The sequence below is a fragment of the Streptomyces racemochromogenes genome (genome assembly GCF_044129415.1).
In the GTDB taxonomy this organism is placed as follows: Bacteria; Actinomycetota; Actinomycetes; order Streptomycetales; family Streptomycetaceae; genus Streptomyces; species Streptomyces racemochromogenes_A.
The window spans coordinates 1-24,081 of sequence record NZ_JBBDHD010000035.1; the positions used below are offsets into that span (position 1 = coordinate 1).

Sequence of the window (24,081 nt, forward strand, 5' to 3'; positions counted from 1 at the left end):
AACAGCCACACCGAACCCGGCAACACCGGCACCACCCCCGGCCACGGCGGCACCGACACCACCCCCACCACCGGCGGTGCCCACCACCCGGACACCCCGTCCACGGGCGGCGGCGGCCACGGCGGCGGGGGCATCCCGCACCAGGGCGGCGGCGGCATCCCGGACAACCTGGGCCACGGCAACGGGGGCGGCATCCCCGACGGCCTCGGCCACGGCGACGGAGCCACTCCGGCGGTGCCCGGCCACGGCGACCGGCCCGAGCTGCCGCCCCACCGGGAGAACGCGCACCAGTACACGGACGCCGAGAAGCGGCAGATCATGGAGTACCAGGTCCACCGGGCGAACGACCCGGCGGACCCCTACTTCAAGCAGTACTACAACAAGCTCGGCTACCGCCTGCGGGCCGACGTGCCCGACCACACCGGCCTGGTGCCGCCGCAGCTCGTGGAGACCGCCCCCGACGTCTGGGTGCCGAAGTCCGACATTCCGCCGCCGGTCCCGCCGGACTACCTGGGCAAGGCCGACTCGGTCAGCCACAAGGACCTCTCCGTCACCCAGGAAATGCGGGACTCCCTCGACCAGGCCGCGAAGGAGCGTCACGACGCCATCACGGCCGACAAGGGTCCGCACGACGCCTATGGCGAGGCCAAAAAGGCGCACAAGCTCCTCAACACCCCGGAAACCGAGGCGGCGCTCGACGCGGCCAGGGCGAAGCACGCCCCGCTCCACGAGGCCCTTTCCAAGAAGAGCGAGGCGTACGGCGAGGCCATAGCCAGGGAACACGCGATACCGAAGGAGTTCCCCGGGGCCAAGGAAGAGAAGCTGCACGGCCCCGACAACGGAAACGACCAGTTCGACCAGGTGTACAAGCACGGCGACCGGTACGTCGTGGTCGAGGCGAAGAGCCATGTCACCACGGACCTGGGCGAACGCCGCATCGGTGGTAAGCGCGTCTCGCAGGGAACCCGCGAGTACTTCGAGGACATCCTCAAGCAAATGAAGAAGCGCGGAAGGGACATCGACAGCGAAAAGCAGCTGTACGAAGCCCTCAAGGCGGCGCTGGACGCGGATCCCCCGCGGATCGATTACGTCGTCGTCAAGGGAGCGGATAACACCGGAACTTATGCCGGATACACTATCCGCCGTTTCGACCTCAGCAAATGACAGGAGAAGCGATGACGGTCTTCGTGCCCGGCCATTCGGAGCCGCGGCCGACCAGCGCGGCCTGGGTCGAGGGTCTCACCGAGGATCTGGTCGAGGACCTCGACGCTCTCTCCTCGTCGCCCCGGAAGCTCAGGTCGGCGTGGAAGGACGCCACCTTCAACGTCAACGCCCGGTTCGGGGTGGACCCACGGGCCGCCGAGCTGGGGACGTGGGAGGCCGTGGTCACGGCGGCGCAGCTGGGAGCCGCGCTGTTCCGTACGGCGGGGATGACCGAGGGGACCACCGAGGTGCGCATCCACCACGCGATGCGCACCCTGCCGGCGGCCGGGCCCTCCTGGGACGCGAACGCGGAGGCGTGGATCGAGGCGTTCTGGTACGCGGTCATCACGCGCGACCAGCCGAGGATGACCGAGCTGTGCGAGCTCCCCATCGACGTCCTGCGCGCCTCGGGCGCCGACCACGACGACTACCTCTACCACTGGGTCGCCACCCTCCAGGCGTACTGGCTCAAGCGTCCCGAACTGGTACCGGAGCTGACGCTGACGTTCCAGCGCTCCCACCCCGACGTCGCCGTCATCGCCGGACGCGACTACATCCAGCAGGTGGCCTACCCGCCGATCAACCTCTTCTACAAGTTCCTCAAGAAGGACGAAGAGGGCTTCCACACCACGCTGCTGGAGGCCCTGGAACTCCACAAGCGGTACTGGACCGCCACTCCCGAACGCGCCGACGACATCGACGGCCTCGTACCGCTCGGCGTCCTCGCCGTGACCTGCCTCGCCTACGACGGCGGCATCCCGGTCGACGTCGAGTCCCCCTACCTGCCCGAGCACCTGCTGAAGCGCTCCTGGGTCGGCGAGTTCGAGGTCTGATGGCCGCCGAGGACTACGACAGCCAGCTCCTGGAATCCGTCGCGGTGCGGCGGCGCCGGCTGCGCGACGCCGTGCTGTTCGGAGCGCAGCGGGGCCGGCGGGTCGCCGACGAGCGGATCGGGAAGGCCGTCGCCGGGCTGGTGATCGCTGCCGTGCTGTGCGCCGGATGCGTCGGCTGGTCGTTCATCTCGCACCGGCTGATCGGCAAGGTCGGGACGCCAGGTCAGGTCAGAACTCGGTGATAGGTTCGAACGCGTGGTGAACATGGGGGCGGGAAGCGGAACGGCGCTGAGCCGGGTGACCCTGGTCGGTCAGCGGCGGCGGATGGATCTCGTCCTCCCCTCCCGGGAGCCCGTCGGGCGGCTGCTGCCCGACGTCATACGGATGCTGGACGACCGGGTGGCCGCGCAGCCGATGCTCCGCCACCTCGTCACGGCGGACGGTTCCGTGCTGGAGCACGGGGTCTCGCTGGAGGACGCGGGCGTCGTCGACGGGGCCGTGCTGCGGCTCGTCCGGGTGCAGGACGTGCCGTCCGCGCCCGTGGTGCACGACGTCACCGACGAGGCCGCCGAGGACCTCGACGTCCGGGCCTGGCGCTGGCGGCCGGCCGCGCGGCGGGTGACCGCCGGGGCCGGGCTGGTGCTGTGGGCGCTGGTGGCCGGATGGTTCGCCCGGTCGGCGTTCGCGCCGGGGGCCGTCGCCGGTGTGCTGCTGGCGGCCGCCGCCGTGTGCGGGGTCGTCGGGGCCGTCGCGGGCCGGCTGAAGGGGTCCGGGCTCGCCGCCGCGCTGCTGGCGACCGCCGGTGCGGTGGGTGTGCTCGGGGCGTGGACCCTGGGCGACGCGCAGCACTGGCACGCCATGGGCCGGCTCGCCGCCGTGGCGGGTGCGCTGGCCGTGGCGCTCACGCTGCTGGGGTGGTTCACGCCGCTCGGGCGGGGCGGGTTCGTCGGCGCCGCCGCCGTGGCCGGGCTGACCGCGATCTGGGAGGGCGTGGCCCTCGCCCAGGGGCACGCGGGGGCCCGGACCGGGGCCGTCCTGGCCGTGGTCTCCGTCGTCCTGCTGGGGCTGCTGCCGCGGCTCGCGCTGGCCGCGGCCGGGCTCACCGGGCTCGACGACCAGCGGGCGCGGGGCGTTTCGGTCAGCCGGTACAAGGTCGCCACCGCCCTGGGCGCCACCCACCGGGGCATGGCCCTGGCCACCCTCGCCACCGCCGTGTCGGCGGGCGCGGCCGGGGTGGTCGCGCTGACGGAGCCCGACGTCTGGACGGTCTGCCTCGCCTCGGCGGTCGCCGCCGTGCTGTGGCTGCGCGCCCGGGCCTTCCCGCTGGTCGCGGAGGTGGTCGCGCTGCTGCTGGCCGGGGCCGCCGTGACCGTGGCCGCCCTGCTGGTGTGGGCCGGCCGGGCCGGGGCGGCCGGGCCGCTGGCCGTCCTGCTGGCGCTGGCCCTGGCGGCGCTCGGGGTGCTGGCCGTCCAGCCGCCCGAGCACGTACGGGTCCGGCTGCGCCGCTTCGGGGACGCCGCCGAGTCCTTCGGCGTCATCGTGCTGTTCCCGCTGCTCATCGGGGTGTTCGGTGTGTACGGGCGGCTGCTCGGCACCTTCGCGTAGGGGTTGCGACTCAGACATGTCAGACACGAACCGCCAGGACGACTGGCAGGCCGGGGTCCTCGGCGAGCTGACCGGCACGCCCTCGGCCGCCACCCCGGCGCCCCAGGCGGGCGGCGCCCCCGGCGGGGCGCACGCGGCTCCCTCCGCCGGTCCCGGCCAGTGGCAGGGGCGCGCCGCTTCCGCACTCCCGCACCAGGGCCCCGCCCCTGCCGACTGGCCGGCCGACCCCGCCCACGCAGCCGGCGGTCAGGCGTACCCGGCGCCCGGCGGGCACGCCCCGTACGCCGGCCCGGACCAGGGCCAGTGGCCGGCCGACGCCGGACAGGAGCCCGGGCGTCCGTACGCGCAGGGCCGGCCCGGCCAGCCGCACCCGCGGCCCGCGCGGGCCCAGGCCGCTCCCGAGACCGTGCCCGTGCGCGGGGCCGAGGTGCCGGGCGGGCGGCCGCGGCACGGTGACCCGCTGCTGCGGCGCACCCTGCGCGGCCTGCGCGGGGCCCTCGGGGCCTCCGCCGCCAAGGCCGTCGCCGCCGAGACCGGGCTCGCCGCGCAGGTGCAGCAGCCCGTCACCACCGGGCGCCACATCGTCGTCACCAGCATCCGCGGCGGATCCGGCAAGACCACCGTCACCGCCCTCCTCAGCCGCACCTACAACCACTTCCGCCACGACCCGGTGCTCACCCTGGAGGCCGACGCCGCCCTCGGCACCCTGCCCGTCCGGCTCGGCGTCGAGTCCCTGCGCTGGACCTGCGGCGACCTCGCCCAGATCGTCCGCCCCTCCATGCAGCTCACCGACATCACCGGCTACCTCGTCCCGCTCCCCGACGGCGGCTGGCTGCTGCCCGGCAGCCAGGGCCGGATCGGCGCCCAGGTCGACGTCGCCACCTACCGGACCGTCATGGTCGCGTTGCGCCGCTACTTCGGGGTCACCGTCGTCGACTGCGAGACCCTCCCCGGCGAGGTCGCCCGTACCGCCCTCGACACCGCGCACGCCCGCGTCCTCACCACCCCCGCCACCGCCGAGGGCCTGGTCTCCACCCTCGCCGTCCTCGACTGGCTCGCCTCCCTGCCGGTGCCCGTCCTGCCCCGCACGGTCGTCGTGCTCACCGTGCAGTCCCCGCATCCGGCCATCGACCTCGGCAAGGCCGCCGAGAAACTGGCCGCGACCGGCGCCGGGGTGGTCGTCCTGCCCTACGACCGCCACCTCGCCTCCGGCGGCGCCGTCCGTACCGAACTGCTCGGCGAGGGAACCCGGGAGGCCACTGTCCGGCTCGCCGCCGAGGTCCTCCAGCGGGCCGTGGCCCTCCCGGCGGCCGGCGGCGCCCGGTGACCCAGCAGCTCGTCCACCGCCCGGCCCGCGGCACCCTGCCCCCCGCCCCCGCCGAGCCCCGCACCGTCGAGGCCCCGCCGAACCTCCCCGAGGGGAAGATCGGCAGCCCGGCCACCGCCCTGCTGCCCATGGCCGGCGTCATGGGCTCGGTCGTGATGATGACCGTCATCCGCAACAGCCAGTTCGCCGCCGTCGGCGCGATCGTCCTGGTCTTCGCCCTGATCGGCGCCATCGCCCTGTTCTGGTCCCAGCGCGGCAAGGCCCAGCGCACCCGCCGCGCCCAGCGCGAGCGCTACCTGGAGTACCTGGAGGAGCAGCGCGAGGAGCTCGGCGCCCGCGAGAAGGCGCTGCGCGACGAGGCCCGCCGCCTCAACCCGCCCCCGGAGGCCCTCTACGACCTCGTACGGGACCCCGCGCGGCTGTGGGAACGCCGCCGCACCGACCCCGACTTCCTGCGCCCCCGCCTGGGTACCGGAGCCGTGGCCGTCCAGGAGATCGCCCTCGCCGCCGGCGCCGGGAACGTCCTCACGCCGCCCGACCGGTTCATGCTGAACGAGGCGGGCGCCCTCATGGCCCGCTTCGCCCGCTCCAGCGACTTCCCGCTGACCGTCCCCCTCGACCGGGCCGGGAACGTCAGCATCATCGGCGACCGCGAGGGCGTCCTGGGCGTCGCCCGCGCCCTCCTCGCGCACACCGCCGTCCTGCACGCCCCCGACGACGTGGCCATCGCCCTCGGCGTGCCCGGGGAGCGGCTCGACGACTGGGAGTGGGCCAAGTGGCTGCCCCACGTCCTCGACCAGCAGGAACAGGACGGGCCCGTCGCCGCCCGCCGGATCGCCCCGAGCCTGCCCCAGCTCGCCGCCGGGGTCCTCGCCCCCGACCTGCGCCGCAGGGCCTCGTACGCGGCCGAGGTGCGCCGCGGCCTGTCCGACCGGGGAGCGCTGCGGCTCGCCGGCCGGCTGCTCGTCGTCAGCGACGAGTACGGGGAGAACGCCGTCGAACTGCCCCGCCCCGACACCGCGGTGGGCCTGGCCGACATGAACACCACCGTCCTGCACCTCCTCGCCGCACAGGTCCACGAGCCCGACGAGGTGGCGATACGGATAACCGTCACCGGCTCCGGCGGCCCCGACGGCTGCCACATCACCGTCCAGGACCTGCGCACCCCGCAGGCCCCCGCCGCCGAGGGCCTCACCGACGTCCTCGGCCCCGCCACCGCCGAGGGCCTGGCCCGGATGCTCGCCCCGCTGCGGCTGTCCGCCGAGTCCGTCGCCGAGGGCACCCCCGTCTCCGGCCCGGTCGACTTCATGGGCCTGCTCGGCATCACCGACCCGGCCCGCCTCGACGTGGACCGGCTGTGGGCGCCCCGCAGCGAGCGGGACTTCCTGCGCGTCCCCATCGGCGTCGACGACCGCCACGGCCCCGTCCTCCTCGACCTCAAGGAGTCCTCGCAGCTCGGCATGGGCCCCCACGGCCTGTGCGTCGGCGCGACCGGCTCCGGCAAGAGCGAGCTGCTGCGCACGCTCGTCCTCGCCCTGGTCACCACCCACGCCCCCGAGGACCTCGCCATGGTCCTCGTCGACTACAAGGGCGGCGCCACCTTCGCCCCCTTCGAGAGGCTCCCGCACGTCGCCGGCGTCATCACCAACCTGGAGAACCAGGCCGGGCTCGTCGAACGCGTCCACACCAGCCTCGCCGGCGAGGTCAAGCGCCGCCAGCAGGTCCTCAAGGACGCCGGGAACGTCGCCGACATCGGCCACTACGCCGTCCTGCGCGCCGAGAAGCCCGAACTGGAGCCGCTGCCGCACCTGTTCGTCGTGATCGACGAGTTCGGCGAACTGCTCACCGCCAAACCCGACTTCATCGACCTGTTCCTGTCCATCGGCCGCATCGGCCGCTCCATCGGCGTGCACCTGCTGCTCTCCAGCCAGCGCATCGAGGGCGGCAAGCTCAAGGGCCTGGACACCTACCTCTCCTACCGGCTCGGCCTGCGCACCTTCTCGGCCGACGAGTCCCGCACCGTCCTCGACACCACCGACGCCTTCCTGCTGCCGCCGCTGCCCGGCTTCGGCTACCTCAAGGTGGACACCTCCACCTACACCCGCTTCAAGGCCGGCTACGTCTCCGGGCGCTACCGGGGTCCCGCCGCCGGACCCGGCGACGCCGAAGAGGGCCCCCTCGCCCTGGCCTACCCCACCTTCAACACCCTCCAGGACGAGACCGGTCCCGCCGAGCCCGCCGAGGAGAAGCCCACCGCCACCGCCCGCGAGACCGGGCCCAGCGTGCTCTCCGTCATCGTCGACCAGCTCGCCGACGCCGCCCCGCCCGTCCGCCGCATCTGGCTGCCCCCGCTCCCCGACGCCATCCCCCTCGACGCAGCCGCAGGACCCCTGTCCGTCACCGAGCACGGGCTCCGCCTCGCCGCCGCGGGCACCGACCCCCTCGCCAAGCCGCGCCGCGCCCCCCTGCGGGTACCGCTCGGCGTGCTCGACGACCCGGCCCGGCAGTGGCGCGGCCCCTGGGAGCTCGACCTGACCGTCGCCGGCGGGCACACCGCCGTCACCGGCGGCCCCCAGTCCGGCAAGACCACCCTCCTGCGCACCCTCGCCCTCTCCCTGGCCCTGACCCACACCCCCCAGGAAGTGGCGATATACGGCCTCGACCTGGCCGGCGGCGGCCTCGCCGCCCTCGCCGGGCTCCCGCACGTCGGCGGCATCGCCGGCCGGGCCGACCGCGAACGGGCCGCCCGCACCGTCGCGGAGGTACGGGCCATGCTCGCCGTCCGCGAGCAGCTGTTCCGCGAGCACTCCATCGACTCCGTCGACCAGCTGCGGGCGATGCGCGCCAAGGGCCTGCTCCCCGAGCTCCGCTCGACCGACATCGTCCTCCTCGTCGACGGGTACGGGGCCCTGCGCGAGGAGTTCGACGCCCTCGACGACGCCGTCACCGACCTGCTCAAGCGCGGCGGCGGCTACGGCATCCACGTCGTCGCCGGCATGCTGCGCTGGAACGACGTCCGCATCGCCAACCAGTCCCTCTTCGGCGGCCGCGTCGAACTGCGCCTGGGCGACCCCTCCGACTCGGCCATCGACCGCAAGCTCTCCGAGACCATCTCCCCGGACACCCCGGGCCGCGTCCTCACCGACGCCAAGCTCTTCGCCCAGACCGCGCTGCCGCGCATCGACTCCCAGGCCGGCACCACCGACCTGGCCGCCGCCCTGGAGGAGGCCGCCGGCACCGTCAGCGCCACCTGGCACGGCGAACTCGCCTCCCCCGTCCGGGTCCTGCCCTCGCGGCTGCCCGCCGACCGGCTGCCCACCGCCGACGAGGAACCCCACCGCATCCCCGTCGGCGTGGACCAGGACGTTCTCGCGCCCGTCCTCCTCGACCTGTTCGGCCAGGACCAGCACCTGCTCGTCCTCGGCGACAACGAGTGCGGCAAGACCAACCTCCTCGCCCTGGTCGCCCGCCAGCTCATCGCCCGCTACAGCGAGGACGAACTGGTCTTCGCCGTCTACGACCCCCGGCGCGGCCTGCGCGGCGTGGTCCCCGAGCCCTACCGGGGCGGCTACGCGCACAACGCGAAGATCGCCGCCGCGCTGTCGGCCGGGATCGCCAAGGAACTCGACAAGCGGCTCCCCGAGGACGGCCTCGACCCCGACGCCGAACCCGGTGAGGGCCCCGGCTTCGCCGGACCGCGCATCGTGGTCCTCGTCGACGACTACGACATCCTCACCACCGCGGGACAGCAGCCGCTCCAGGCGTTCGTGCCCTACCTGCCGTCCGCCCAGGACATCGGGCTGCACTTCGTCATCGCCCGGCGCGTCGCCGGCTCCTCCCGCGCCCTGTACGAGCCGCTGCTGACCACCCTGCGCGAATCGGGCACCACCGCGCTCGTCATGAACGGCGAGCGCTCCGAGGGCCAGCTGTTCCCGCAGCTGTACGCGAGCGCCCAGCCGCCCGGCCGGGGCACGTTCGTCCGGCGAGGCCGCCCGCACCAGGTCGTCCAGACCGCCCTCGCCGCCCCGCCGACCCAGGAAGCGCCCTGACACCGTGACCAAGGACGTCATCGCCCTCACCCCGAAGATGCCCGACGCCGCCGCCCTGCTCGTGGCCCTCGCGGCGGGCGGCGCCGACCTCGACGCCGCGAGCGCCGGCGACGGGGCCGTCGTCCAGCTGCTCGGCGCGGGCGGGCGGCCCCTGGTCTCGGTGGAGGCACCCGTGCTGGTCCAGGTGCCCGGCGAGGCCGAGCGGCTCCTCGGCACCCCGTCCGCCACCCCCCTCTGGTGGACCGAGACCCGCGCCTCCACCGCCGTGCCCGAGGCGGCGGAGCTCGCGGGTGCCGTCGCCGGACGGCTCGCCGAGGTCCTCGGCGGGGCCGTCTGGCCCGAGGGCGCCGGCCGGGTCACGACCGTCCCGGTGGGCTCCGAGGCCTCCGCGGCGCCCGCGCCCGTCGGCGCCCTGCCCACCGTCGACGTGGTCACCGAGTCCACCGCCGTCGTCCTGGCCGACCGGCCGGTGGTCCCGCTGACGGCCTGGCTGTCGGACGTCCTGCGCACCACGGCCTCCTTCGGCGCGGCCCTGCACATCGTCACCCCCGCCCACTGCCGGCTCAGCCTGCCGCTGCGCACCGTGCTCACCGGGGCGCCGAACCGGTGGGTGGTCCAGGACCCGTCCTGCGGCTACTACGACGGCCTGTCCGGTGCCGTACTGGCCTGGCAGGACGGCACCTTCGCACCCGCCCGCGACGCCGACGGCCGGGCGCGGCCCGCCGACGCGTTCAAGAGGCCCGCCGCCGGGGCCGGGGAGCGGCGGCTGACCGTACAGCTGCGCACGGAGCACCCCGCCGAGGCGGACACCCTGCTCGGCGGCGCGCTGGAGACCGCCTGGCACGCGCTCACCGGCGCCGGTCCCGCCGGCTGGGGCACCGCCGAACCCGTCAACCTGCCCTGGTCACCGCGCCAGTTCACCGACCTCGCGCGGAGCCGGATGCCCGAGCCCACCCTGGTCACCGCCGTCGGACACCCCGACCGGCCCGCGCTGGCCACCGTCCGCGTCACCCGCACCGCGACCGGGGTCGAGGAGGACGCCACCCTGTCGCTGGGCTACGGGCCGTCCGAGGAGGTGCCGCTCGCCGCACTGGAGGAGCTCGCGCAGGCCCTCGTCTCCGGGCACGGCCTGGTCAGCATGCTGGTCTCGCTGGGCCCCGGGCGGCGCGACCTGAGCCTGGCCCCCCGCTTCGCGGCCCCCGCCGTACCGGTGTCCTTCACCCTCGGCGCCCCGGGCGTCACCGAGGTCACCCTGACGCAGGCCCGGCGGCCCCCGCTGGCGCTGAAGCCGGTCCAGGTGGGCCCGCAGCGCAGGCCCGGCCTGCACTACCCGCTGGGCGACGGCGCCGACCCCGCCGCGTGGGAGACGCTCTCCACCCTGCTGACCCACCTGCGCACGGCCGTGCCCCCGCTGACGTAGGCCGGACGGGTCAACTCTGCGATAAACCAATGAATCCGACGGTTGCTCCGGGTAGGGCCGGACGGGACGGACCCTCGATCCGGTCCGCCCCGCAACCGAAGGACAGCACCCATGCACCTCCCCCGCACGGGCCGCCTCGCCGCCCCCGCCCTGGCCGCGCTCGCCCTCACCACGGCCCTCGCCGCACCGGCCTCCGCCGCCCCCGCGGTCGTCTCGCGCGACAACAACCAGGTGGTCTTCACCGCGCAGCCCGGCGAGACCAACACCGTCACGTTCAGCACCCCCGGCGGCTGGCTCCAAGTGGTGGACAGCACCAGCAGGATGGTCCCGGGCCCGGGCTGCTCCCGGTTCAACAACGACCCGCACGTCATCCGCTGCGGACACTCGGCCGCCGTCACCCGCCTCCAGGCCTCCCTGGGCGACCGGGACGACGTGGTCCGCAACGAGACGTCCATCCCGAGCGACCTGACCGGCGGGTCGGGCGACGACAGGCTCATCGGCGGCAGCGGCCCCGACCGGCTCATCGACTCCGACGGCTGGAACGCCGCACCCGGCTCCGACACCTTCGAGGGGCGTGGCGGCAACGACACGATCGTCAGCCGCAACGGCGGCTACGACAGGATCGACTGCGGGGAGAGCCTCGCCGACCTCGACATCCTCCTGGCCGACGCGGCCACCCTGGACCACCTCGTCCCGCACACCTGCGAGTACGTCCAGCGCGGCTGAGGCCGTGCCGTCCCGCCGGGCTACAGCTGCGGGCCGCCCCCGGCCCGCACCAGGCCCGTCTCGTACGCCAGCACCACGACCTGCACCCGGTCGCGCAGCCCCAGCTTCGTCAGGATCCGGCCCACGTGCGTCTTGACCGTCGCCTCCGACAGCACCAGCCGTCCCGCGATCTCCCCGTTCGACAGGCCCTGCGCCACCAGCAGCATGACCTCCCGCTCCCGCTCGGTCAGCCGCTCGATCTCCTTGTTCTCCGGCTCCTGCGCGGTCGTCGGCAGCATGGGCGCGAACCGGTCCAGCAGCCGCCGCGTCGTCGACGGCGCCACCACCGCGTCCCCGCTGTGCACCGACCGGATCGCCGCGAGCAGCTCCGCCGGCGGCACGTCCTTCAGCATGAAGCCGCTCGCGCCCGCCTTCAGCCCCGAGAACGCGTACTCGTCCAGGTCGAAGGTGGTCAGGATGATGACCTTCGGGTGCTCCGCCGGCTCACAGATCCGCCGGGTCGCCTCCACCCCGTCCAGCCGGGGCATGCGCACGTCCATCAGCACCACGTCCACCTTCGTGGCCCGCAGCACCTCCAGCGCCTCCAGCCCGTCCCCCGCCTCCGCGACGACCTCCATGTCCGGCTGGGCGGCGAGCACCATCCGGAAGCCCGTGCGCAGCAGCACCTGATCGTCGACCAGCATCACTCGGATGGACATCAATTACCTTTCTTCAGCGGGAGCAGCGCACTGATCCGGAAGCCGCCGCCGGGACGCGGGCCCGCGTCCAGGGTGCCTCCGACCATACCGATGCGTTCCCGCATGCCGATCAGACCGTGTCCGGCGCCGTCCGCGCCGCCGTCCTCGTACAACTCGTGTGCGGCGCCCCGCCCGTCGTCCTCGACGAGCAGGCCCAGCCCGTCGTCGAAGTAGACCAGCCGTACGCTGGCCCGCGCGTCCGGGCCGCCGTGCTTGCGCGTGTTCGTCAGCGCCTCCTGCACGATCCGGTACGCGGTCAGCTCCACCCCGCTGGGCAGCTTGCGCGGGGTGCCCTCCACCTCGAAGTCCACCGTCAGCCCGGCGGCCCGGACCTGCTCGACCAGCACCTCGATCTGCTCGACGTCCGGCTGGGGCACGTAGTCCTCGGACTCCTGCGGCTCGCCCGTGCGCAGGACGCCCAGCAGCCGGCGCATCTCGGCGAGGGCCTGCCGGCCCGTCCCGGAGATGGTCTGGAGGGCCTCCTTGGCCTGCTCGGGCGCCACGTCCATGACGTAGGCGGCCCCGTCGGCCTGGACCACCATCACCGACACGTTGTGCGCGACGACGTCGTGCAGTTCGCGGGCGATCCGGGCCCGTTCGGCGGCCACCGCCACCTTGGCCTGGGCCTCCCGCTCCTTCTCCAGCCGCTGGTTGCGCTCCACGAGCTGGGCGTAGTAGGCGCGGCGGGTGCGCAGCGAGTCGCCCATCACCCACGCCAGGGCGAAGGGCACCACCATGAAGGCGACGAACAGGGCCTCCTGCGGCGCGCTCGCGCTCTTGTCGACGCCGAACCGCAGCGAGTAGAGCGGGGAGGCCAGCAGCCCGGAGACCAGCGCGGCGCGCGAGACCCAGCGCGGGACGTCGCCCGAGGCCGCGACGGTGAAGAGGATCACCAGCATGGCGATGTCGCAGAACTGTGCCTGCGCCCCGATCACCAGCTGGTAGAGGCCCGCTCCCACCGTCAGCCAGAACATCTGCTGCGTCCACTTGCGGCGCAGCGCGATGACGGCGGTCAGCGCGGCCACGACGGGCACGGTCGCCACCCGCAGCAGCGTGCTCGCCCCGCCGAGGTCGGCGACGTTCAGCATCGAGAACCCGAAGAAGAGGACAGCCCAGAAGCTGTCGACGCCCGTCGGGTGTCTGCGGATGAAGTCGTAGAGGCGCTGCACGTAACCCAGCGTAGGGAAAGCGGATAGGTGCTGGAGTCAACCACAGGTGCGATCCCTGTGACGGGGGAGTACTCCCCAAGGTGGAGGGTGACCTTAACCTGGGCGGGATGAGCGCTCAGGGTGGTGTCGGGGAGCAGGCCGGGGGACCCGTCGGGGAGCCGGTTCGGTGGCGGGTGGCCATGGAGGCCGCGCTGTACGGGCCCGGCGGTTTCTACGTGCGGCCCGGGGGCCCCGGGCCGGCCGGGCACTTCCGGACCTCCGTGCACGCCTCGCGGCTGTACGCGGGGGCGGTGGCCCGGCTGCTGGTCTCGGTGGACGCCGAACTCGGGCATCCGCAGCGGCTCGACCTGGTGGACGTCGGGGCCGGGCGGGGCGAGCTGCTGGCCGGCGTCCTCGCCGCCCTGCCGGAGGCGACGGCGGAGCGGGTGGTCCCGTACGCCGTCGAGCGCGCGGCCGCCCCGGAGGGGCTCGACCCCCGCGTCCGCTGGGTGGACGCGCCGCCCGCGGGGATCACGGGCCTGCTGTTCGCGAACGAGTGGCTGGACAACGTACCGCTGGAGATCGCCGAGGACGGACGGTACGTCCTGGTCGCACCCGACGGGACGGAGACCCCGGGCGGCCCGCTGGAGGCCGCCGACCGCGCCTGGCTGGAGCGGTGGTGGCCCGGCGCGCAGCGGGAGGGGCGGGCGGAGATCGGCCGGGCCCGCGACGAGGCCTGGGCGGCGGCCGTCGCCACCGTGGACCGGGGCCTGGCGGTGGCCGTGGACTACGCCCACACCCGCGGGGCCCGCCCCCCGTACGGCACCCTCACCGGCTTCCGCGCGGGCCGCGAGGTCGCTCCCGTCCCGGACGGCGGCTGCGACGTCACGGCGCACGTGGCCCTCGACTCCTGCGCCGGCCCGGGCGCCGTCCTGCTCACCCAGCGCGAGGCCCTGACCGCCCTCGGCGTCTCCGGCGGCCGGCCGCCGCTGTCCCTGGCCTCCACCGACCCGGCGGCCTACGTCCGGGCTCTGGCCTCGGCGGGTGAGGCGGCGGAGCTCACCGCCCGCGGCGGCCTGGGCGACTTCGGCTGGCTGATCCAGCCGGTCGGCATCACCGGCGGGACGCTCCTGGGCTAGAGCCGCTTGACGCTGCGCAGGGTGGCCGCGTAGTAGCCGTTGCCGTCGAGGCGAGAGGTGCCGCCCTTGTCCCCGATGGTGGGGCCGTTGGCCTCCTCGCGGCTGGAGATGAAGATCTGGTGGCCGTCGGTGTCGGTGCCCAGGTAGATGCCCGTGTGGTCCAGGCGGTCCTTCGTCCGGGCGTCGAGCTTGAAGAACACCAGGTCGCCCGGCTGGATCACGTCGATCGACGCGGGCCGGAACTGCGCCCCCACCCCCTTGAGCGGGATGACGTCGGTGCCCAGCGAGGAGCGGGCCATGCCGTTCGCGGTGCGCGGCAGGCCGGGGCCGGGGGCGTCGTCGGGCATCAGGGGGTAGCGGGCCCGGTAGCCGAAGACGGTGCGGACGAAGCCCGAGCAGTCCATCGACCGGTAGCGGGCGCTCTGCGGCTGCTTCTTCACCCCGTTGCGGAAGGTGTACGGGGTGCCGAGGTAGTCGTAGAAGTCCGACTGCTCCAGGCGCAGGTCGTTGCCCTCGGAGCCGGTGGGGTTGAGCGGGCCGAAGGAGGCGTCGCCCGCGTACGAGACGCCCTGCGCGTCCTTCTTGACGGGGGCCTGGTCGCCGTACTGGAAGGCGAAGGCGAAGATGTCGTCCTCCTGGCTCCCGAAGTACTTCTTGAACCACTCCTTGAACCAGGGCGTGCTCTCGGCGCCCTGCTTCCACGGCTCGGGCATCAGCCGCACCCAGTTCTCGGTGACGACCCGGGTGGTGGTGTTGGCGGGCTCGGTGAAGGTGCGGCTGGGGCCGGTGAGGGTGGCGGTGCGGGCGCCGTCGGTGAAGGTGGCCAGCACCTGCCCGGTGGCGTCGCGCAGCACCGACCGGTTCGGGCTCTGGACCCGTTCCCACTTCTGGCCGCCGGCGTCGCCGCCCTTGAGGGCCGCGGTGACGTTCTTGTCCTGCACCATCTGCACGGAGGGCGCCTTGGCCTGCTCCTGCACGCGCAGCGCGTAGGTGAAGTACGCGCTGGCGGCCAGCAGCGCGAGCACGGTGACCGCGTGCAGCACCGGACGGGTGCGGCGGCGGCTCTTCGGCTTGGCGGTCATTCGGGGGCTCCGGGGGTGGGGGTGGTGCGGGGTCAGGCGGCGGGCATGACGCCGAGCAGGATCCCGGCGGTCAGGACGACGTACGTCATGAGCGTGGCGCTGCCGGTGGCGAGCAGGGTGGCGCCCTTGGGCTGGCGGACCAGCTGGTAGGCGATCAGGCCGGGGACGATGAAGCCGAGGGTCTGGTTGGCGTAGAGGAGCGGGAACTCCAGCTGGAGCACGATCACCACGGAGGCCTGGAGCAGTACGCCGATCAGGACGACGGCGGCGAACAGGCGCTTGCCGTAGAGGATCACGAACCGCTGCGTGAGCAGGGTCAGCAGGTACGTCAGCACGGTGATGCCGAGGACCAGTGCCGCGCGCTGGAGGTCCTCGACGAGGGTGAGCGCCAGCCAGCCGGGGGTGATCATGCCGCCGGGAGAGAGGTTGGTGGTGAGGTAGCAGAGCAGGGAGAACAGCAGGCCCAGGGCGATGCCGATCGCGGCGATCTCCGGGGTGAGGACGGCGGGGATCAACGGGGCTCTCCTGGGATGTACGGGTACTGCGGCTGCGGCTGCGGCTGGGGCTGTGGCCAGGCCGGAACGGGGGTGGCGGCGGCGATCCCGTACGGGTCGGCCGGCCGCTGCGGGCGCTGCGGCCCGCCCCCGCCGTACGGCTGCTCCCCGGGCCAGGGCCCGGGGGAGGGCTGCGACGCCTGCGCGCCCTGCTGCGGCTGCGGCTGCGGGTGTGCGGTCTGCGGGTGGGGTTGCCGGTCCCGCCCGGGCTGCGGTCCGTACGGGGCCTGGCCGTGCGGGGTCGGGTCGTACGGGGTGTGGCCGTGCGGGGTCTGGCCGTGCGGGGCCTGCGTCTGCGCGGGCACGCCGTACGGCGTGCCCGCGTACGCCTGGTCCCCGTCCGGGAAGTCCGCGTACGGGTCCGTGCCGTACGGGTCCGGTCCGTGCGGGTCGTCGGCGTACGGGTCGAAGGGACGGGCGAACGAGGGGGCCGCCGGCTCCTCGGCGGCCGGCGCCGGCGACGGGGCGTCCTCCGCCTCGTCGGGCGGCAGCTCCGCGAGGTGCTCCAGCAGCACCTCGCCCTGCCCGTGGATGTTGCCGATGGCCACCAGGGAGGAGTGCTCGCCCAGGTGCGCGAGCAGCTCGTGCACGAACTCCTCGCCGTCGCGCTGCTCGCCGCCCAGGTCCACCGCGCGGTCGCGCCACTCGGCGGGGATGGCGTCGATGGCGCTCTTCGCCGGGTGTCCGATCACGAACACCTTGTCCGGCCGCAGATCGGGAACGATCGCGCCCATCTGCCCGTTGCGCTCGACCCGGTCCGGCCGGCAGTTGATCACCACGTTCAGGGGGCGGTCCACCGCGCCCAGGTCCAGCAGCTGGTTGATGTTCATCAGCGTGGACTCCGGGTCGTTCGCCGCGAAGACGTTCGCGAACCGCAGCCGCTTGCCGCCCGGCGCCAGGTACCGCTCCACCGACAGCACGCCCGGGTCCGGCGGGGCCTCGTACATGCCCTTCAGGGCCGTGGCCCGGTCCACGCCCAGCAGTTCGGCGACGGTCAGCGCGATGGCCACGTTCTCCTTGAACGTGAACCAGCCGAAGCCGCGCAGCTCCTCGTCCGAGACCGTCTCCGGGTCGGCGTAGACGAGCCTGCAGTCCCGCGCGTCCGCTTCCTCCTGGAGCACGTCGAAGCGCTCCTTCTCGGCGGTCACGCAGATCCCCCCGTACGGCATCGACCGCGACAGCGAGCGGGCGATGTCGTCCAGGGTCGGGCCCATCTCGGCGACGTGGTCCTCGCGGACGTTGCACAGGACGCCGATGGTCGACTGGATCAGCTTGGACTGGTTGATCTCCTGGAGCGCCGGCATGACGGCCATGCACTCCATGACCAGGGCGTCCGGGCGGTAGGCGGCCGCGCGCCGCACGATGCCGATCTGCTCGACGACGTTGGCGATGCCGAACTTGCGGTAGACCGGCTCCTCGGTGGCGTCCGGGTGGATGAACCGGGCCGCGGTGCCGGTGGTCTTGGCGACCGTCGTCAGGCCGCCGCCGCGCAGCGCGCCCGCGCACAGCCGGGTGATGGAGCTCTTGCCGCGGATGCCGTTGACCAGCACACGGTTGGGTATCCGCTCCAGGTTGGCGAAGTGCCGGCGCTGCTCGACGATGCCGGCGACCAGCATGACCAGGCAGCTGACGAGCAGCACGCAGTAGAGGAAGAGCACGGGGGATCAGTTCCTTCCGGCCGTGGTGGCGGAGGGGGCTCCCGCTCCCCCTGTGTCGTTCGTCGTCCGCTGCCGTCCGCGCCGCCGGCCGCCCTGCTGGAGCTGCTGGCGGATGATCTCCAGGCTGCGGGTCACGGCGCCGACCTCGTCGTGGTGGCGCGGGTAGAGCACGGTGCGGCGGTCGCCGTCGGCGAGGGCCTCGGCGCGGCGGGCGAGTTCGCGCAGCGGGGCGACCACGATGATCTGGAGCCAGCCCAGGCAGGCCGCGCCGACGGCGAAGCCGAGGAGCCCGGCGAGGACGGTGCGGTTCTGGAGGCTGTACTCGCCGATGGCCAGGCCCTTGGCGGACTGCCAGCTGACCACGCTCCACTTCAGGTCGCCGGCCGCGCCGCCGCCCGAGAAGGGCGCGGCCGCCGCGATGACGTGGTCGCCGCCGCTGCGGTAGAGGACGCCGCCGGGCTTGGGGGCGGCGCCCACCTTGAGGGAGGAGCCCTGGACGAGGGCGTCGAGGCGGTCGTCGCCGAGGCCCTGGAAGGCCCGGTAGCCGCTGTTGGAGCCGATGGTCCGGTGCTTGGCGTCCACGACCCGGATCTCGCCGAGGCCGGGCCGCTTGAGGAGGGCGTTGAGGAAGTCGATGCGGAACTCGCCGACGACGGCCGTGCGGGTCCGTCCGGGGATCTCGGCCGTGGCGATGATGACGGGTTCCTTGGCGCCGTCGTAGAGGGCGACGGGCTCCTTGCGGGGGCCCTTGCCGAGGGGGGCCCGGGGGTGGCCGCCCGCCTGGGCGAGGGTCTTGCCGGAGCCGTCGATGACGTACAGGGAGGCGTAGCGCGTGTGCTCGCGCAGGGTGTGCTCCAGGACGTCGGCCATGCGGTCGGGCCCGGCGTCGGCGCCCATCAGCGCGCCCACGGACGCCAGGTCGGCCTGGCCCTCGTTGAGGGCGCGCCGGACCCGGTCGTTGAGGGTGTCGGTGCGCTCGCGCTGGTCGTTGACGAGCTGCTGCGGCACGACGACGGAGTCGCCGGCCCGGTTGACGAGCAGGCCCAGCGGCAGGCACCAGGCCAGGAGCAGCACGGCGCAGACCGCGACGAGCGTACGGGCGCCGGTACGCCTCTTGTCCCTGCCGCGGGCCCCGGGCGCGGCGGGGGCGCCGCCGCCGTCGAGGTCGAGGTCGCGGAGCTGGCCGCGCAGCCGGTCGAGCGCGAGGGCGATCCGCGCGGCCTCGCCGCCGCGGGGGATGGTCACGGGACGGGTGAGGTCGCCGCGGGTGAGCCGGCGGCTCTCCAGGAACAGGGTGATCAGGGGCCGCTGCACGGTGGCGACGAGCAGGGCGATGACGAGCGCGCCGACCAGGAGCAGTGCTCCGGCCAGGACCAGTCCGGCGAAGGCGTCGGTGGTGCGGGACGGGTTCTGGGCGATGTCGGTCATCGCGACGACGGTCAGGTCCAGGCTGGTGGCGCTGGTGCCCACGCCCGGTTCGGGCCCCGAGAGCCGGGCGTACCCGGCGGCGGCGCGTTCGCCGCTGGTCACCCCCCCGGTCAGACTGCCGCTGACGCCGGGGAAGCCGCCGGAGCCGGGTTCCTTGACGGTCAGCGGGTTGGCCCGGGTCTTTTTGGCGGCCGTCCTGGCGAAGGAGGCGAGCTGCTTGGTGTCCCGTTTGACGTCGGCGCGCCGGTTGTCGCTGAGGAGCATCTCGGGCTCGGGTATGCCGTCGGTGCTCAGGACGGTGCCGTCGGCGCCGACGACGGCGATGCTGCGGAGGTTGCCGAGGCTGATGCCGGGGAAGCGCAGGCTGCTGGAGGCGACCAGCAGTTGCTGGGGCTGGTCCTTCCAGGTGAGCAGGGCCAGGGTGAGCAGGCGGGTCTCGCCGTTGGCGAGGGTGACCATGCGGGGGGCGAGGCCGCCCTCGCCGGAGAGCTTGGTCAGGTCGACGGCGGTCAGCGGCAGGTTCTCGCCGCGTGCGGCGAGCAGCCGGCCCGAGCCGATCTCGACGACGGCGGTGCCGCGCCACTTCTGGTAGACGCTGCCGATCCGGTCGAGCACGGCGTCGGGGGCGACGGGCTTGCCGGCGGAGAACAGGGCCGCGGCCCGGTCGAGGTCGGTGACGCTCTCGTCCAGGGAGGCGCGCAGGGCGATGGCGCCGTCCTCGGCGAAGTGCTGCTGGGAGGTGAGCACGGCCTGGGGCAGCCGGTCCTCGCGGACGCTGCCCAGGCTCATCGCGGTGAACCCCGCCAGGGCGAGCAGCAGGACCGACAGGACGGTGATCGGGGGCCTGATGCCGCCGAGCAGGGACATGTCGGCCCTGCGGCGGGCCTTGCGCCGTCGCTTGGCGGGCGAAGCGGCCACAGCGGGGGTCCTTCCTGGCGGGGGAGGTCGTGAGCGCCGGGGGCGGGCTCGGGTGGTGCGGGGGAGCGGGGCGGGCGGGCGTGCGGGCGTACGGGGTCAGTCGGGGAGTTCCCGCAGGGGGCGCAGGCCGTCCTTGGCGGCGCCCCGGTTGAGCAGGGTGCCCCGGGTGCGTTCGAAGGCCAGGCGGTAGCGGGCGCGCTGCTCGGGCAGCAGTTCCTTCCCGTCGGGCGTCGTCCCGGAGGCGAGGGCGGCGGCCACGTCGACCAGCCGGTGGTCGCGCGCGGGGGCGGGCCCGCTGCCCGGCAGGTCGGTGCCGGGGGTGCTCTCGGGGTCGGGCGGGATGTCGGTGTAGGTCGGCACGAAGCGGGCCGCCACCTCCCACTTCCCGTTCTTCTCGGAGAAGTCGAACCAGCCGATGGCGCCCTCTTCGGTGAGGCCGCTGGGCACGTCGTGCCGGGCGAGCTGGTTGCCGAGCCCGTACGCGACCCAGGTGCCGTCGATCTTCTCCATCGGCTGGACCACGTGCGCGTGGTGGCCGATGACCAGGTCGACGCCGGTGTCCCGGGCGATGGCGCGGGCCAGTTCCCGCTGGGGGCCGCTGGGGTCGGGCTGGTGCTCGCGGCCCCAGTGGACGGAGAGGATCACCACCTCGGCGCCGGCGGCGCGGGCCCGCTTCTCGGCGGCGGCGACGGCCTTGACGCTGACGAGGTTGGCCAGCCAGGGCTTGTCCCCGGGGACCTCGCGGCCGTTGAAGCCGGAGGCGAAGGAGAGCTGGGCGACCTTGACGCCCTTGACGTCGAGGATGTTCGGCCGGTCCGCCTCCTGCTGGCTGCGGGCGGAGCCGGTGTGCCTGAGGCCCTCGCGGTCCAGGGTGTCGAGGGTGCGCTGGACGCCCTCGGGGCCGTGGTCGAGGGTGTGGTTGGAGGCCGTGGAGCAGGTGTCGTAGCCGATGTTCCGGACCGTCTTGGCGATCTGCGGCGGGACGAGGAAGTCGGGGTACGTCCGGAAGGGGCCGCCGGGCTCGCCGAGGACCGGCTCCATGTGGCAGATCGCGAGGTCGGCCTTGCTGATGACCGGCTTGACGCCCGCCATGATCCGGTCGAAGTCGTACCCCGTGTGCCCGGCCGCACGTGCGTCCCGGGCGGCCTGGTCGGTGAGCTGGGGGTGGACCAGGATGTCTCCGGCCGCGGCGACCGAGAAGGACCGGCCGGTCCCGCCGCCGGACGCCGGGGCGGCGTCGCCGCCGCCGCTCCCGCCGAGCAGGCCGCATCCCGCGAGGGCGAGGCTCAGCGGCGCGCACAGCAGCGCGGTGAGGGCCCTGGGGAAGACCGGTCGGGTGGGACGGAGATGCATTCGGTTATTTTCGGCCAGTGACGAGGCCGGGGTTGACCAAAAACATAACGATCGCCGTGATCATCTGCGCAACGATCATGACGATCATCGGTTATGTCGCTTTTCATCCGAACAATTCGGTCAAAAGGGCGGAGTCATCTGCTCCGCCGCCTGTGGCGCAGGCCACCGATCTCCTCGACCGGGTGACCCGATTCACCTCCGCGTTCGGGGTGCGGGGCGGTTACCGCACCCCGACACGGGCCGAGAGGGATGTCGTGGTGGAGGGGGTTTCCAGCCTTTTGGGCGGAAATCTCGAAGAGGCCCGGACCCGGCTCGCGGCGGTGGACTACCGCGTCGACACCTTCACCGACGGCCCCGGCGGCCGCCGCTACGCGGAGATCGCGGACGCCGCGCCCGACTCCGGCTCCGCCGCCCGCGGATGGGGCCGGGTCTACGTCGACCTCGGCGCCCCGGCGCGCTGGTCGGTCCAGGTCCCGCACCCGATCGCCGACCAGGACACCGAGCGGCTCGGGGTCGCGGTCCTGCGCGGGGCCCCGGGCGGGGTCATGGTCCTGGCGGGCGCCCACCGCAAGGCGGCCGGCGGCCCGGGCGGCGGCGGGTCGGAGTCGGACTCGGAGTCGGACTCGGAGGAGGGCGACGCGGCCGGGGACGGCTCCGGTTCGGGTGGCGGCGGTACCGGGGAGGCCGACGTGGCGCACCGCACCGACTCCGTCTTCCACGCCGTCATCGCCGAGCTGACCCGGCGGGGCCTGCCGGGCGTCCAGCTGCACGGCTTCGCCGACTCCACCGTCCCCGGAGCCGGGGCCGTCGTCTCCACCGGCGCGGGCGACGCCGCCACCGCCGACGCCGCACGGCTGGCCGCCGGGCTGGCCGCCCGGGGGGTGCGCCCCTGCCGGGCCTGGAGCGGCAGCTGCCGGATGTCGGGCCGGGGCAACGTCCAGGGCCGGCTGGCCGGCGAGCTCGGCACCCGCTTCCTCCACCTGGAGCTCGCCCGTTCCGTCCGGGCGGACCCCGCCCGGCGCGACGAGGTGGCGCGCGCGATCGCGGACGTCACGGCCGGGTGGGCGGGGGCCCAGGGGGCGTAGTGCCGGTCCGGGGGAACGGCGGAGGGGCCGGCATCCCCCCGGAAAGCCGGCCCCTCCGTACCGCTCCCGCGGCGTGCTGCTCCGCGGTCCCCTACTCGGCGGCCTCGTGGTCGTGGCCCGGACGCAGGCCGCCGCCGTTGCCGGAGCCGGTGGTCGGCTGCGAGACGACCGGCTGCGACAGCGGGGCCAGGTCGTAGGCGTAGTGGCCGACCGCGTTCGCGATCACGTCGACGTTGATGTCGAGCGCCTTCTGGTCGATGTTGGTGATGTCGTCACCCTTGCCGTGGTAGTTCACGTCGTAGGCGACACCCGCCTGACCGCCGAACTTCGCGGCCTGCGCCGCGGTCTTGATGCCCTCGGCGCCCGTGTCCGTACCGCCGGACGGGATGCCCGCCTCGATGAACGGGCCGTAGTCGGAGCGGCCGGTGAAGTCGCTGCCCTCGTGCGGGATCTTCCGCGCGTCGAGGAAGTCGGTGATCTGCTTCTCCAGCTGCGCCGAGCCCTCCGGGCCCGGACCCGAGCCGACCTTGTCGGAGTCGTCGCCGTCGTAGACGAAGTAGGCGGCGTTGGGCGAGGCGATCATGTCGAAGTTCAGGTAGAGCCTGATCTGCTTCTTCTGCTCCGGCGTCAGCGAGGCCACGTACGCCTCCGAGCCGAGCAGGCCGAACTCCTCCGCCGACCACCAGGCGAACTTCACCTTGTTCTTGATCTTCTTCTGCTCGCCCGCGAGGCGTTGCGCGACCTGGAGGATGCCGGCCGAGCCGGAGCCGTTGTCGTTGATGCCGGGGCCGGCGGCGACCGAGTCCAGGTGCGCGCCGAGGAAGACCGTGTTGGCGGCGTCTCCGCCCCTGGTCTCCGCGATCACGTTGAAGGTCTTGCGCTTCTCACGGAACTGGCGGACGTCCAGGGTCACCTCCACCGGCCCGGCGGCGGCCTCCGCGGCGAGCTTCTCGCCGTCGGCCTGGCTGATGCCGCCGGTCGGGACCTTGCCCGCGTCCGGGTCGCCCAGGGTGCCGTTCAGGGCGCCCGCGGTGTTGTTGTAGATGACGGCGCCGACCGCGCCCGCCGCCGCCGCGTTCGCCTGCTTCACGGCGAACGTGCAGCCGCCGCGCTTGACCAGGGCGATCTTGCCGGTGAAGGCGCCGGCCGCGAAGTCTGCGGCGTCGCAGCCGTTGGATCCGTCCGCGTCGACCGGTACGACCGCGACCGGGGCGGTGATCCCGCCCTCGGGGCCGCTCGCCGTGTACGTCATCAGCTTGAGCGGGACGTCGCGTCCGGCGGCGCCGTTCACCTTCAGCGTCTCGGCGATCGTCTCGACGTACACGAAGTCGAACTCGTGCCGCGAGACCTCGTAGCCGGCGGCCTTCAGCACGCCCTCGACGTACTTGGCGGACTGCTCGTGCCCCTTCGAACCCGCCACGCGGGTGCCGTTGTTGTAGTCGGCGATCGACTGGAAGACCTTCAGGTGGTTGTCGGCCCCCTTGCCGGTCGCCTCCTTGACCAGCTTCCGGGCCAGGGCGTCCCCCCGGGCGGCGTCGCTCTGCGGGCCCGACGCGCCGGCCGGGCCGGCGAGGAGCAGCGGGGAGACGAGGGCCGCGGCCGCCACGGCGGCGGTTGCTGCGGCTATACGGCGAGAAGGCATGGAGATCCTTTCCCAGCATGGAGCGACGACGGGACCACTGTGGGACGACTGAGGGGCGAGCGGTGGGGGCACGTTAGGCAGCAACCGGCCGCCGTCGCCAGGGTTTTCACTGCTTCCGGTTTGTGAAATCCGGATATCGGTACGTCCGCGCCGACGGGGAACGGCGAAAACCGG

Annotated in this window: 17 protein-coding genes and 1 pseudogene; 10 read left to right on the top strand and 8 right to left on the bottom strand. The window is 73.9% G+C overall.

Annotated elements, in window-relative coordinates; all coding sequences use genetic code 11:
* The 8 genes and pseudogenes from WDV06_RS15970 to WDV06_RS16005 form a co-directional block, all read left to right on the top strand.
* A pseudogene (locus tag WDV06_RS15970) lies at positions 1-1,164 on the top strand (hypothetical protein); the annotation flags it as partial.
* An 11-nt stretch (positions 1,165-1,175) separates the two neighbouring features.
* Positions 1,176-2,036 carry an immunity 49 family protein gene (locus WDV06_RS15975; protein WP_395510413.1) on the top strand — a complete coding sequence of 287 codons (861 nt, stop codon included), beginning with the start codon at positions 1,176-1,178 and terminating at the stop codon, positions 2,034-2,036.
* Entirely contained in the window at positions 2,036-2,278 is a 243-nt protein-coding gene (locus WDV06_RS15980) for a hypothetical protein (RefSeq protein ID WP_395510414.1), read from the top strand. Before WDV06_RS15975 ends, WDV06_RS15980 begins: the two co-directional genes overlap by 1 nt.
* A 22-nt stretch (positions 2,279-2,300) precedes the next feature.
* Complete coding sequence (eccD, locus tag WDV06_RS15985; RefSeq protein ID WP_395510464.1) at positions 2,301-3,641, top strand: type VII secretion integral membrane protein EccD; 1,341 nt, start codon at positions 2,301-2,303, stop codon at positions 3,639-3,641.
* Between the two features lie 16 nt (positions 3,642-3,657).
* Positions 3,658-4,968 carry a MinD/ParA family ATP-binding protein gene (locus tag WDV06_RS15990; RefSeq protein WP_395510415.1) on the top strand — a complete coding sequence of 437 codons (1,311 nt, stop codon included), beginning with the start codon at positions 3,658-3,660 and terminating at the stop codon, positions 4,966-4,968.
* Positions 4,965-9,017, top strand: coding sequence for a type VII secretion protein EccCb (gene eccCb, locus WDV06_RS15995; protein WP_395510416.1), 4,053 nt, complete (start codon positions 4,965-4,967; stop codon positions 9,015-9,017). The genes WDV06_RS15990 and eccCb overlap by 4 nt, the downstream gene beginning before the upstream one ends.
* Before the next feature lie 4 nt (positions 9,018-9,021).
* Positions 9,022-10,437, top strand: coding sequence for a DUF6177 family protein (locus tag WDV06_RS16000; protein ID WP_395510417.1), 1,416 nt, complete (start codon positions 9,022-9,024; stop codon positions 10,435-10,437).
* A gap of 111 nt (positions 10,438-10,548) precedes the next feature.
* Positions 10,549-11,163 carry a hypothetical protein gene (locus WDV06_RS16005; RefSeq protein ID WP_395510418.1) on the top strand — a complete coding sequence of 205 codons (615 nt, stop codon included), beginning with the start codon at positions 10,549-10,551 and terminating at the stop codon, positions 11,161-11,163.
* Positions 11,164-11,183: 20 nt separating this feature from the next.
* Here WDV06_RS16005 and WDV06_RS16010 read toward each other — a convergent pair whose 3' ends face one another.
* Complete coding sequence (locus WDV06_RS16010) at positions 11,184-11,861, bottom strand: response regulator transcription factor (protein WP_395510419.1); 678 nt, start codon at positions 11,859-11,861, stop codon at positions 11,184-11,186.
* On the bottom strand, positions 11,861-13,069 hold the full coding sequence (locus tag WDV06_RS16015; protein WP_395510420.1) for a sensor histidine kinase: 1,209 nt from the start codon (positions 13,067-13,069) through the stop codon (positions 11,861-11,863). Before WDV06_RS16015 ends, WDV06_RS16010 begins: the two co-directional genes overlap by 1 nt.
* Positions 13,070-13,176: 107 nt before the next feature.
* Here WDV06_RS16015 and WDV06_RS16020 point away from each other — a divergent pair, with 107 nt between their 5' ends.
* Positions 13,177-14,187: an SAM-dependent methyltransferase gene (locus WDV06_RS16020; RefSeq protein WP_395510421.1), complete on the top strand. Its 1,011-nt coding sequence runs from the start codon at positions 13,177-13,179 to the stop codon at positions 14,185-14,187.
* On the opposite strand, the gene WDV06_RS16025 is transcribed toward WDV06_RS16020, so the two are convergent.
* The 5 genes from WDV06_RS16025 to WDV06_RS16045 form a co-directional block, all read right to left on the bottom strand.
* Entirely contained in the window at positions 14,184-15,269 is a 1,086-nt protein-coding gene (locus WDV06_RS16025) for an NlpC/P60 family protein (RefSeq protein WP_395510422.1), read from the bottom strand. The genes WDV06_RS16020 and WDV06_RS16025 overlap by 4 nt on opposite strands.
* A 32-nt stretch (positions 15,270-15,301) precedes the next feature.
* Entirely contained in the window at positions 15,302-15,784 is a 483-nt protein-coding gene (locus tag WDV06_RS16030) for a poly-gamma-glutamate biosynthesis protein PgsC/CapC (RefSeq protein WP_045949225.1), read from the bottom strand.
* Positions 15,781-17,481, bottom strand: a complete 1,701-nt coding sequence (gene pgsB / locus WDV06_RS16035; protein ID WP_395510423.1) for a poly-gamma-glutamate synthase PgsB — start codon at positions 17,479-17,481, stop codon at positions 15,781-15,783. Before pgsB ends, WDV06_RS16030 begins: the two co-directional genes overlap by 4 nt.
* 6 nt (positions 17,482-17,487) lie before the next feature.
* On the bottom strand, positions 17,488-19,776 hold the full coding sequence (locus WDV06_RS16040) for a HAMP domain-containing protein (protein ID WP_395510465.1): 2,289 nt from the start codon (positions 19,774-19,776) through the stop codon (positions 17,488-17,490).
* 147 nt (positions 19,777-19,923) lie between these two features.
* Entirely contained in the window at positions 19,924-21,180 is a 1,257-nt protein-coding gene (locus tag WDV06_RS16045; RefSeq protein WP_395510424.1) for a CapA family protein, read from the bottom strand.
* 182 nt (positions 21,181-21,362) lie between these two features.
* Between WDV06_RS16045 and WDV06_RS16050 the strand changes: the two genes are divergently transcribed.
* Positions 21,363-22,265, top strand: coding sequence for a hypothetical protein (locus tag WDV06_RS16050; RefSeq protein WP_395510425.1), 903 nt, complete (start codon positions 21,363-21,365; stop codon positions 22,263-22,265).
* Positions 22,266-22,356: 91 nt separating this feature from the next.
* Here WDV06_RS16050 and WDV06_RS16055 read toward each other — a convergent pair whose 3' ends face one another.
* On the bottom strand, positions 22,357-23,907 hold the full coding sequence (locus WDV06_RS16055) for a M28 family metallopeptidase (RefSeq protein ID WP_395510426.1): 1,551 nt from the start codon (positions 23,905-23,907) through the stop codon (positions 22,357-22,359).
* Positions 23,908-24,081 lie beyond the last annotated feature (174 nt).

Bases quoted from the DNA above. Each gene is read 5' to 3' on its own strand.
- WDV06_RS16040 (WP_395510465.1), bottom strand. From the start codon at position 19,776: ATGTCCCTGCTCGGCGGCATCAGGCCCCCGATCACCGTCCTGTCGGTC.
- WDV06_RS16005 (WP_395510418.1), top strand. From the start codon at position 10,549: ATGCACCTCCCCCGCACGGGCCGCCTCGCCGCCCCCGCCCTGGCCGCG.
- WDV06_RS15990 (WP_395510415.1), top strand. From the start codon at position 3,658: ATGTCAGACACGAACCGCCAGGACGACTGGCAGGCCGGGGTCCTCGGC.
- WDV06_RS16055 (WP_395510426.1), bottom strand. From the start codon at position 23,907: ATGCCTTCTCGCCGTATAGCCGCAGCAACCGCCGCCGTGGCGGCCGCG.
- eccD (WP_395510464.1), top strand. From the start codon at position 2,301: ATGGGGGCGGGAAGCGGAACGGCGCTGAGCCGGGTGACCCTGGTCGGT.
- WDV06_RS16020 (WP_395510421.1), top strand. From the start codon at position 13,177: ATGAGCGCTCAGGGTGGTGTCGGGGAGCAGGCCGGGGGACCCGTCGGG.
- WDV06_RS15980 (WP_395510414.1), top strand. From the start codon at position 2,036: ATGGCCGCCGAGGACTACGACAGCCAGCTCCTGGAATCCGTCGCGGTG.
- WDV06_RS15975 (WP_395510413.1), top strand. From the start codon at position 1,176: ATGACGGTCTTCGTGCCCGGCCATTCGGAGCCGCGGCCGACCAGCGCG.
- WDV06_RS16010 (WP_395510419.1), bottom strand. From the start codon at position 11,861: ATGTCCATCCGAGTGATGCTGGTCGACGATCAGGTGCTGCTGCGCACG.
- WDV06_RS16025 (WP_395510422.1), bottom strand. From the start codon at position 15,269: ATGACCGCCAAGCCGAAGAGCCGCCGCCGCACCCGTCCGGTGCTGCAC.
- WDV06_RS16045 (WP_395510424.1), bottom strand. From the start codon at position 21,180: ATGCATCTCCGTCCCACCCGACCGGTCTTCCCCAGGGCCCTCACCGCG.